The 6355-nt window shown below is 72.2% G+C and carries 6 protein-coding genes; 3 read left to right on the forward strand and 3 right to left on the reverse strand.

Annotated elements, in window-relative coordinates:
- On the forward strand, nt 1–591 hold a 591-nt coding region (locus DEIPI_RS29510), incomplete at its 5' end, for a nicotinate-nucleotide--dimethylbenzimidazole phosphoribosyltransferase (protein ID WP_045233895.1).
- A 641-nt stretch (nt 592–1232) separates the two neighbouring features.
- The gene (locus DEIPI_RS0107830; RefSeq protein ID WP_027481406.1) at nt 1233–2828 is read left to right on the forward strand and encodes a peptide chain release factor 3; all 1596 of its coding nucleotides are present in this window, start codon (nt 1233–1235) and stop codon (nt 2826–2828) included.
- Here DEIPI_RS0107830 and DEIPI_RS0107835 read toward each other — a convergent pair.
- Nucleotides 2818–3990 (reverse strand): PAS domain-containing sensor histidine kinase, encoded by a 1173-nt coding sequence (locus DEIPI_RS0107835; protein WP_027481407.1) that lies wholly within the window; start codon nt 3988–3990, stop codon nt 2818–2820. The genes DEIPI_RS0107830 and DEIPI_RS0107835 overlap by 11 nt on opposite strands.
- Before the next feature lie 87 nt (nt 3991–4077).
- Complete coding sequence (locus DEIPI_RS0107840; protein ID WP_027481408.1) at nt 4078–5205, reverse strand: aldose epimerase family protein; 1128 nt, start codon at nt 5203–5205, stop codon at nt 4078–4080.
- An 86-nt stretch (nt 5206–5291) separates the two neighbouring features.
- Between DEIPI_RS0107840 and DEIPI_RS0107845 the strand changes: the two genes are divergently transcribed.
- The gene (locus tag DEIPI_RS0107845) at nt 5292–5594 is read left to right on the forward strand and encodes a hypothetical protein (RefSeq protein ID WP_157463540.1); all 303 of its coding nucleotides are present in this window, start codon (nt 5292–5294) and stop codon (nt 5592–5594) included.
- Between the two features lie 60 nt (nt 5595–5654).
- Here DEIPI_RS0107845 and DEIPI_RS29515 read toward each other — a convergent pair whose 3' ends face one another.
- Nucleotides 5655–6227 (reverse strand): 4'-phosphopantetheinyl transferase family protein, encoded by a 573-nt coding sequence (locus DEIPI_RS29515; RefSeq protein WP_052351663.1) that lies wholly within the window; start codon nt 6225–6227, stop codon nt 5655–5657.
- Nucleotides 6228–6355 lie beyond the last annotated feature (128 nt).

The following is a 6355-nucleotide window of genomic DNA, read 5'->3' on the forward strand; positions in this document are numbered from 1 at the left end:
CGCGACCTGAGGCTGGAGAGCGCGATGACGCGCGAGGAGACGCTCGCCGCGATCCTCGCGGGCGCGGACGTCGCGGCGCGCGCCGTGCAGGAGGGCGCGGACCTCGTCGTGGCGGGCGAGATGGGCATCGCGAACACCACGCCCGCCACCGCCGTCACGGCCCGCCTGCTGGGCGTGAGCGCCGAGTCCGTCACGGGGCGCGGCACGGGCGTGGACGACGGGCGTCTCGCGCACAAGGTCCGCGTGGTGGAGGACGCCCTCGCGCGCGGCGCGAGCGATCCCGCCGACGCGCTCGGCGTGCTCGCGGACCTCGGCGGGCTGGAGATCGCCGCGATGACGGGCGTGATGCTGGAGAGCGCCGCGCGGGGCCGCGCCGTGATCCTCGACGGGTTCGTGGAGGGCGCCGCCGCGCTCGTGGCGGTTCGGCTCGCGCCGCACGTGCGCGACTTCCTCTTCCCGTCGGGTCTGTGCGCGGAGCGCGGGCACGCGGCCCAGCTCGCGGCGCTCGGCCTGCGGCCCATGTTCGACCTCGGCCTGCGGCTCGGGGAGGGCACGGGCGGCGGGCATCCAATGAGTGCAGAGACGCGCTGACGGCCCGGAGAAGCGGAGGGCCGCCCCGGAGCGTTCCGCAGGCATCCAATGAGTGCAGAGACGCGCTGACGGCCCAGGCATGAGGACCGGGCCGCCCCGGTCCGTACGACGCCACCCATGAGTGTGGAGACGCGCTGACGGCCTGGAGAAGCGGAGGGCCGCCCCGGAGCGTTCCGCAGGCAGCCATGAGTGTGGAGACGCGTCACCGCCCATGACGAAAGCGAGGGACCGCTCCCGAGCGTACGCAGGCAGCCATGAGTGTGGAGACGCGTTGACGGCCCAGAGAAGCGGAGGGCCGCCCCGGAGCGTTCCGCAGGCAGCCCATGAGTGTGGAGACACGTGAACGCACCAGGCAAAAGCGAGGGACCGCTCCCGAGCGTACGACGGTGGGTCCGTACGCAGCCGAAACGTCGACGGCCCACCCGCCCGCGCCCTCATTTCGTGCTGTCGCTTCAATGTGAGGCGTGGATTCGGGTAGCATGGACGCATGCGAGGATCGAGCGTCCACATCGCGCGTGCGAGCGCCGTCCTCTTCCCTGCCGTCCGGGCACACTGACCCCGGTTCGCCCCACCCCGTGCGCGCACGGGGTGGGGTGTTCGCGTGCGCCCACCGAGCCTCTCCTTCCCTCACGGAGTTCCCCATGACGATGCCCCCCGAACAGCTTCAGCACGAGATCGCGCGCCGCCGGACCTTCGCGATCATCTCGCACCCGGACGCCGGCAAGACCACCATCACGGAGAAGCTCCTGCTGTACGGAGGCGCCATCCAGGAGGCGGGCAGCGTCACGGCGCGCGCCGGGACGAGCCACACGAAGTCCGACTGGATGAGCATGGAGCAGCAGCGCGGCATCTCGATCAGTTCGAGCGCGCTGACCTTCGAGTACGAGGGCCGTCACGTGAACCTCCTCGACACGCCCGGCCACCAGGACTTCAGCGAGGACACGTACCGCACCCTCACCGCGGCGGACAGCGCCCTGATGGTCCTGGACGCGGCGCGTGGCGTGCAGGCGCAGACGGAGAAGCTCTTCGCGGTATGCCGCAACCGCGGTATCCCGATCCTGACCTTCGTGAACAAGATGGACCGCCCCGCGCAGGACCCGTTCGAGCTGCTGGAGCAGGTGGAGCAGACCCTCGCGATCCGGGCGGTGCCGATGACGTGGCCCATCGGGGACGGCCCGAGCTTCGCGGGCGTCTACGACCTCGCGCGGCGTGAGGTGGTGCTGTACGAGCGCGTGGCGCGTGGCAGGACGCGTCCGCCCGTGAGCGTCGCGAGCGTGGAGGACGCGCGCGTCGCGGAGCTCGTCGGGGCGGAACTGCACGCGAAGCTGCAGGAGGACGTCGCGCTGATCGAGGGGGCGCTCGATCCCTTCGATCCGGAGGCGTTCCTGCGCGGTGAAGTCACGCCGGTGTACTTCGGGTCGGCCATCACGAACTTCGGCGTGGAGCACTTCCTGCGGGACTTCGTGCGGATGGCGCCCGCGCCGGGCCCGCTGGAGACCACGGCGGGCGAGGTGACGCCGGAGGCGCCCTTCACGGGCTTCATCTTCAAGCTGCAGGCGAACATGAGCAAGAACCACCGCGACCGCACGGCGTTCCTGCGGGTCGCGTCGGGCCGCTTCGAGCGCGGCATGGAGGTCGTGCACACCCGCACGGGCCGCAAGCTGCGCCTCTCGCGGGCGCACACGCTGTTCGCGCAGGACCGCGAGAGCGTCGACGAGGCCTTCCCGGGCGACATCGTGGGCCTCGTGAACCCGGGCGTGTTCCGCATCGGGGACGTGGTGAGCCTCGTGCCGAAGGTGGAGCTGCGCGCCTTCCCGCGCTTCACGCCGGAGACCTTCGCGTCCGTCACGATGAAGGACGTCACGAAGCGCAAGGCGTTCCACAAGGGGCTGGAGCAGCTCGCGGAGGAGGGCGTCGTGCAGGTCTTCTACCCCACGGACGGCGCGCGCGACCCCATGCTGGGCGCGGTGGGTCCGCTGCAGTTCGAGGTGTTCCAGCACCGCCTGCGCGAGGAGTACGGCGTGGAGATCGACCTGCACGTCACGTCGTACACGCTGGTGCGCTGGCTGGCGGGCGATGCGGGCAGCGTCGCGCGCTTCGCCCGGCACGTCGAGGACGACCAGGGGCGTCCCGTGATGCTGTTCCGCACGCGCTACGACCTCGACTACACCGCCGAGCGGCACAAGGAGATCGAGTTCCTGCCGCTCCCGCAGGACCTGACGGTCGTCAGGAAGTAGGCAGCGCGAGGTAGAACGTGGCGCCGCGTCCGGGCTGACTCTCGGCCCAGACGCGGCCGCCGTGTTTCACGACGATGCGGCGGACGTTGATGAGGCCCATCCCGACGCCCTCGAACTCGTCGTCGCGGTGGAGGCGCTGGAAGGGCCGGAAGAGCCGATCGGCGTAGCGCGGGTCGAAGCCGACGCCGTTGTCGCGGACCCACACGACGCACTCCGCGTCGTCGCACGTCCCGCCGACGTGCACCTCGGCGTGCTCGACGTGTCCGGTGTACTTCACGGCGTTCCCGAGGAGGTTCTCGAGCGCGAGACGCAGCAGGCCCGGGTCGGCGCGCACCCCGGGCGTGTCGTGCAGGACGAGCCGCAGGTCGCGCGCTTCGTGTCCGGGCGTCAGGTTGCGCCAGACGTCGCGCACGATCTCCGCGACGTCCACCTGCTCGGCCCGCAGGCCAGCGCGGGAGACACGCGACAGGTTGAGCATCTCGTCGATCATGGTGCCGAGCCGGACGGACGCGGACTCCACGATGTCGAGCATGCGCGTCTCGTTCGCGTCGAGCCGCCCGTCCGTGAGGCGGCGGCGCAGCAGCGACAGGAAGCCCTGCACGTGCCGGACGGGCGCGCGCAGGTCGTGGCTGACGCTCGCGGCGAACGCGTCGAGCTCGTCGTTCGCCTCCCGGAGGGCCTGGGTGCGCTGCCCGACCTCGTCGTCGAGCTGGTGGTGCCGCAGGTCCGCGAGGCGCGCGGCGGTGACGTCCTCGTGCGCGACGACGGCGTACTCGGGACGTCCGTCCGAGCCCGTGACGGGCGTGACGCGCGCGCGGTACCAGCGGCGCTCCTCGGGGCTGTGACAGGGGTACTCCACGAGGATCTGCTCGCGCCGTCCGGAGAGCACGTCGCGCAGGCCCGCCCCGAGGGCTCCGGCCTCGCTGCCGCGCGGGGCGGCCTCGCACACGGCGAGGTAGTTCACGCCGACGCCCGTGCGGGCGGGGTCACCGCCGTTGCCCTCGCTGAAGGCCGTCCACGCGCGGTTCACGGCGACGATGCGCCCGTCGGGACGGACGACCGCGACGGGCGTGGTGAGCGCGTCGATGGCGGCCTGTCCGAGGCGGCCCAGGACGCCGTGCTGGTCGTGGGGGGTGGGGGCGGCGTCAGGTCGTTGCAGCATGAGGTGGAGTTCCGAGGGGTCCGACTGCACCGATGCTAGCCAGCGTGCCGGACGCCCAAGGTGAGCCACCTCCTCATCAATGGAGGATTAACTACCTTTCGTGGTCCTGACGGAGAAGACGTATTCGGTGCGGGAGCGGTACGTCTCGCCCGGACGCAGGACCGTGGAGGGGAAGTTCGGGTGGTTGGGCGAGTCGGGGAAGTGCTGCGTCTCCAGGCACAGCGCCCAGCGCGGCCCGTACGCGCGTCCGCGCTTGCCGCGAATGCTGCCGTCGAGGAAGTTGCCGGAGTAGAACTGCACGCCCGGCTCGGTCGTGCGGACCTCCATCACGCGGCCCGAGCGGGGCTCGTGGACCTCCCCGACGACGCGCAGTCCCTCGCCGCGCAGGACGAGGTTGTGGTCGTAGCCGCCGCCGTAGGCGAGCTGCACGTCCGCGTCGTCGATGAGGTCGCCCACGGCGCGGCCCGCGCGGAAGTCGAAGGGGGTGCCGGTCACGTCCCGCAGTTCGCCCGTGGGGATGAGGGTGTCGTCGACGGGCGTGAACTGGTCGGCGTGGAGGGTGAGCTCGTGACCGAGAACGTCGCGCGACGCGTCCCCGACGAGGTTGAAGTACGAGTGGTTCGTGAGGTTCACGACGGTGGGCGCGTCCGTGGTGGCGACGTACTCGATACGCAGGCCGCCGAGGTCGCCTCCCGTGGGGCGGGTGACGGTGTACGTGACGGTCACGTCGAGGGTGCCGGGGTAGCCCTCGTCGCCGTCCGGGCTCACGAGGCGCAGTTCGAGCGCGGGACCGTCCTCGCCCACCGCGGGCCGGGCGGTCCAGACCTGCTGGTCGAAGCCGCCGGGGCCGCCGTGCAGGGCGTTCGGGCCGTTGTTCGTCGCGAGGGTGTACTCGTGCCCGTCGAGGTTGAAGCGCCCCGCGCGGATGCGGTTGCCGTAACGTCCGATGAGCGCGCCGAAGTACGGGGACTCGGCCCGCCCGAGGTACGGGCCGGGCTCGTCGTGGCCGAGCACGACGTCCCCGACGAGGCCGTCCGCGCCCGGCACGTGGAGGTGCGTGACGATCCCGCCGAGGTCGCTGATGGTGGCGGCGATCCCGCCGGGCACGGCGAGGTCGTACAGGTGGAGCTCGACCCCTTCGGCGGTCGCGCCCCAGGGACGGGCGGTGACGCTTCCGGCGGCGGGGTCGGCGGGCTGATCGTGAGGTCCGGTCATGTCGTGGACATCATAGGAGCTTGGGGCTCAAGGGACGACAAGTCCCGCTTCACGTGGACGGCCTCTCGGTCTGGGAGGGTGACGTCATGCGTCACCTCCTCCTCGCCCTCGCCCTCCTGATTCCCTCCGTGGCGGGCGCGCAGCGCTCCTTCGAGTACGCCGTGCTGTACGTGAACAAGACCACCGGGTACGCCTGGGAGACGCCACGCGGCGTCGTCGGGCCCGACCCGAGCCTGCGGAGCTTCGCGGCGAAGCTGCGCTGTCAGGGCGAGACGCTCGGCGCGATCCTCAACTGCGTGGGCCGTGACGGCTGGGAGCTGACCGGGACGTACGTGGACCCGACGCAGGCGCGAGGCATCCAGGCGTTGATGTTCAAACGGGAACGCTGAGTGGAGAGCTGAGTGGAGAGACGCGTCGACGCCCGAGGCATGAGCACCGAACCGCCGGGGTCACGAATCCTCCCGCTCTCTCAGCGCGAGCGCGCCCACGTGCCCGTCGAGGGTGAGGTCCACGGTCCGCCAGCCCGCGGCCGTGCCGTCCGCGTGGACGAGCCAGTCGTGCGTGCGGGCGTCTACGTAGACCTCCACGCGTTCGCGCTGGGCGGCGAGGCCCACGCCGAGCGCCTTGAGGACCGCCTCGCGCCGCGTCCAGACGCGAGTGAAGGCGTCCGCGCGCTCGTGGGCGGGCAGGGCGAGGAACGCGCGGTGCTCGTGGGGGTGGAAGAAGCGCCGCGCGACGCTCGTGGCGCCGGGCACCTCCGCGCGCTCCTCGGCGTCCACGCCGACGTCGTGGCCGCGCGCGAGGGCGACCGCGACGAGGCGTGTCGTGTGCGTCACGCTGAGGCCGAGCGCGGCGTGCGCGCCCGTCAGGACGGGCCGCCCGCCGGGGAGCCGCGCGAGCGGAACGTCGGCGGCGGGCAGGCCGAGCTCGGCGGCGAGGAGACGGCGCACGAGGGCGCCCGCGTCGCCGTCCGTGGTGTCCGGGAGCGCGGCGACGAGCAGCGTGACGTCTTCGGGGATCACCCGTCGAGCGCGGCGAGTTCGCGCGTGAGCACCTCGCCGAGCGCGCGCGCCGAGACGGGCGAGCGGATCAGGTCGAGGTGCAGGCCCGGCACGTCCCGCACGCGCACCTCCGTCACGAGGCGGTCCCA

It is taken from the genome of Deinococcus pimensis DSM 21231 (genome assembly GCF_000519345.1).
In the GTDB taxonomy this organism is placed as follows: Bacteria; Deinococcota; Deinococci; order Deinococcales; family Deinococcaceae; genus Deinococcus_A; species Deinococcus_A pimensis.

Coding starts and splice junctions, on each gene's coding strand:
- DEIPI_RS0107835 (WP_027481407.1), bottom strand. CDS start 3,990: ATGCTGCAACGACCTGACGCCGCCCCCACCCCCCACGACCAGCACGGC.
- DEIPI_RS0107840 (WP_027481408.1), bottom strand. CDS start 5,205: ATGACCGGACCTCACGATCAGCCCGCCGACCCCGCCGCCGGAAGCGTC.
- DEIPI_RS0107845 (WP_157463540.1), top strand. CDS start 5,292: ATGCGTCACCTCCTCCTCGCCCTCGCCCTCCTGATTCCCTCCGTGGCG.
- DEIPI_RS0107830 (WP_027481406.1), top strand. CDS start 1,233: ATGACGATGCCCCCCGAACAGCTTCAGCACGAGATCGCGCGCCGCCGG.